The 3273-nt window shown below is 68.1% G+C and carries 5 protein-coding genes; all 5 read right to left on the bottom strand.

What is annotated here, in order from left to right:
- Positions 1-294: PTS sugar transporter subunit IIA (locus ABZU75_RS45945; protein ID WP_355569747.1), on the bottom strand; the 294-nt coding region annotated here is incomplete at its 3' end.
- On the bottom strand, positions 287-595 hold the full coding sequence (locus ABZU75_RS45940) for a PTS lactose transporter subunit IIB (protein ID WP_355569744.1): 309 nt from the start codon (positions 593-595) through the stop codon (positions 287-289). The genes ABZU75_RS45945 and ABZU75_RS45940, both read right to left, overlap by 8 nt.
- A 3-nt stretch (positions 596-598) precedes the next feature.
- Positions 599-1717, bottom strand: a complete 1119-nt coding sequence (locus ABZU75_RS45935; RefSeq protein ID WP_355569741.1) for a PTS mannitol transporter subunit IICB — start codon at positions 1715-1717, stop codon at positions 599-601.
- A gap of 66 nt (positions 1718-1783) precedes the next feature.
- Complete coding sequence (gene pfkB, locus ABZU75_RS45930) at positions 1784-2725, bottom strand: 1-phosphofructokinase (RefSeq protein ID WP_355569738.1); 942 nt, start codon at positions 2723-2725, stop codon at positions 1784-1786.
- Positions 2722-3273, bottom strand: a 552-nt coding sequence (locus tag ABZU75_RS45925; protein WP_355569735.1) for a D-beta-D-heptose 1-phosphate adenosyltransferase, incomplete at its 5' end; no start/stop codon positions are given. The genes pfkB and ABZU75_RS45925, both read right to left, overlap by 4 nt.

Raw genomic sequence — 3273 nt, 5'->3', positions numbered from 1 at the left:
CGTGACCTGCTCGCCGTCCCAGTCGACACCGCCGGGAAAACGCAGCACACAGATCGCGTCATGATGAACGGCATCCTTGGCGGCCAAGGTGCCGTGCGGGATGGCCACCCCCTCACCGACATAGGTGGAGATCGAGCGCTCCCGCTCCAGCATCGCGCCGATATAGGCGCTGCCCACCGCGCCGACGGCGAGCAGCACCTGCCCGCACTGGCCAATCGCGTCGTCTCGGTCGGTGGCCGAGGCCTCCAACCGGATCGCGCGCGGATCCAGCGGCAGCGGCGCCGTCTCAGGCATCGACGGTGCCGCCGTTCTTGATCGTGTTGATCAGCCTGGCCACCGCCGGGTCCCCGATGAAGACCTGAAAGGAGATCAGGACCTTGTCCGGGGCGCCGGCCCTGGCCCGGCCGGCCAGGCCGGCGTGACATACCACCACGTCGGCATCGGCCGGGATCGAGTTGACCGGGGTGTGCTCGACCTGGACGTTATGGCTCTTGAGCTGCTTGCGCAGCTGGGTGGCCAGCATCACGCTGCTGCCCATCCCCGCGTCACAGGCCACGATGATCTTATGGATGTCCTTGCTGTCGATACTCGGCACCTGTCAGGCCTCCTTGACGGCCGGCGCGGTCTGGGTCTGTGCGGAAGCCCCTTCCGGAGCCTCCTGGCTGTCGTCCTTGCCCCGGCCAAATCCCAGCAGCACCGAGGCCACCGCGAAGGACACCGCGGTCGCGGCGAAGATCCCGGCCAGCACCCCGAACCAGCCGCCCTTGGGCGTCACCGCCAGATAGGCGAAGATACTGCCCGGCGAGGCCGCCGACACCAGCCCGGCACCGGTCATGATGAACACCAGAATCCCGGTGGCGCCACCGGCGATGACCGCCAGGATCAGCCGGGGCTTCATCAGCACATACGGGAAGTAGATCTCGTGGATACCACCGAGGAAGTGAATGATGATCGCCGCCGGAGCGCTGGGACGCAGTGCCCGCGGCCCGAAGAACAGGTAGGCCAGCAGCAGGCCGAGCCCGGGGCCGGGGTTGGACTCCAGCATGAACAGGATCGACTTACCGAACTGGGTCACCTCGTTGGCGCCCAGCGGGGTCAACACCCCGTGGTTGATGGCGTTGTTGAGGAACAACACCTTGGCCGGCTCGATCAGGATCGAGGCCAGCGGCAAAAGGTTGGACTCCACCAGCCAGCCGACCGCGTTACCGGCCGCGGTGGTGACCGCCGAGACGATGGGGCCCACACCCCACACGCCCAGCAGCGCCATCGCGCCACCGGCGATACCGGCGGTGAAGTTGTCCACCAGCATCTCAAAGCCGGCCTTGGTGCGCTCGGAGGTGAAGCCGTCGATCAGCTTCAGCAGGAACGCCGCCAGCGGACCCATGATCATCGCGCCGAGGAACATCGGGTTCTCCGCGCCGACCACGACGCCCATGGTGGCCACCGCGCCGACCACCGCGCCGCGCTGACCATGGACCATCCGCCCGCCGGTATAGCCGATCAAGACCGGCAACAGCGTCGTGATCATCGGCCCGACCAGGGCCGCCAGACTCTCGTTCGGCAACCAGCCGGTGGGAATGAACAGCGCGGTGATCAGACCCCAGGCGATGAACGCCCCGATATTCGGCATGATCATCCCGGCGAGATACCCGCCGAAACGCTGAATCTTGGCTCTGACCCCGGTTCCCGTGACGGTGGGGGTGTAATCGGTGCTCACGTGGTGTTGCTCCTTCCGGGGTGGCCGGCAGATGAGCCGGCCAAGGGGGGTGGATCCGCGCCGCTGTCAGCCCCCGGACCGCAGCGGCAGGGTGGGATCGGCCGCGATGACACGCACGTCATCACGCCGAATGTCATGGGGAGAGGGCATCCGGCTACCCGGCAGCCCGACCGCGGCGGTCGCCCAGGCCAGCGCCTCGACCAACGCGCCCTCACCTTGGGCGCCGCCGGCCAGGAACCCGGCCAGCATCGCATCACCGGCACCGACCGAACTACGCGGCTCGGCCAGCGCGCAGCGGCCATACCAGACCTGCTCGCCCTGCAGCAAAACCGCGCCGTCAACGCCCAGACTGGCCAAGACCGTGCCCGCGCCACGAGCCCGCAGACTCTCAGCCGCCTTGATCGCGTCGCCCAGGCAGGAGATGACCATCCCGGTGGCCTCGCTCAACTCTTCTCGGTTGGGCTTGACCAGGGCCGGCCCCTGAGCCAGCGCGTGCATCAGCGCCGGCCCGCTGGTATCGACCGCGACGTTGATCCCCGCACCGCTGAAACGCTCACACAAACGCGCATACAGATCAACGGGCACCGCAGGCGGCAGGCTACCGGAGGCCACCACCCAGTCCGCGCTGCTGGCCGCACCGAGCACGGCCTCGGCCACCGCCTCCAACTCGGCCGCCGACAACGCCGTCCCCGGCTCGTTGATCTTCGTGACCGTGCCGTCCGGCTCGGCCAGCGCCACATTGGAACGAGTGGCCCCGGCCACCGGCACGGTGACCATCTCGATACCCTCGGCCGAGAGCAGGCTCACCAGCCGCCGCCCCTCATCACCGCCGAAAGGCACCACCGCACACGAGCGAACCCGGTTGGCCAGCAACGCCCGCGAGACGTTGACCCCCTTACCACCGGGATCCAGATGGGTGGCCGCGGCCCGGATCACCGCCCCACGCGTCAACGCCCCGACCTCGATCGTGCGATCCAGACTGGGATTAAGAGTCAAGGTGACGATCACGCCCGGATCACCTCGGGCCCGGCCGCGGCCATCTCGGCCGCCACCCCGGTATCGAGCCCCACATCACTGATCACCACATCGATCTCCTGCAGCGCGGCGAAACGAGACAGATAGGTATTGGCGAACTTGGTGTGATCGGCCAGCAGCACGCACCGCTGCGCGGCCTCGACCATCGCCCGTTTGATCGCGGCCTCGGCCGGATCCGGGGTCGTCAGCCCCTTGGCCACCGAACAACCGTTGGCCGCCATGAACGCCACGTCCACATGCAGATCGGCCAACGGCCGCAGCGCCCAGTCATCAACAGTGGCCAGGGTCCGCCCCCGCACCCGCCCACCCAACATGAACACCGTCAGATTCGCGCGGGTGGCCAGCGCGGTCGCCAACGGCGGCGAGTTCACGATCACCGTCAACTCCCGATCCACCGGCAACGCCTGCACCAAGCGGCCCGTCGTGGTACCCGCGTCAATGATGATCGCGCCATCCTGCGGCAACTCGGCCAGCGCCGCCTTGGCGATACGCTCCTTCTCCGCCGTCATCACCTCATCGCG

Source organism: Streptosporangium sp. NPDC005286 (assembly GCF_040607515.1).
GTDB lineage: Bacteria > Actinomycetota > Actinomycetes > Streptosporangiales > Streptosporangiaceae > Streptosporangium.
The sequence above is the reverse complement of the archived record's forward strand: the minus strand, read 5'-3'. Positions and strand labels throughout refer to the sequence as shown.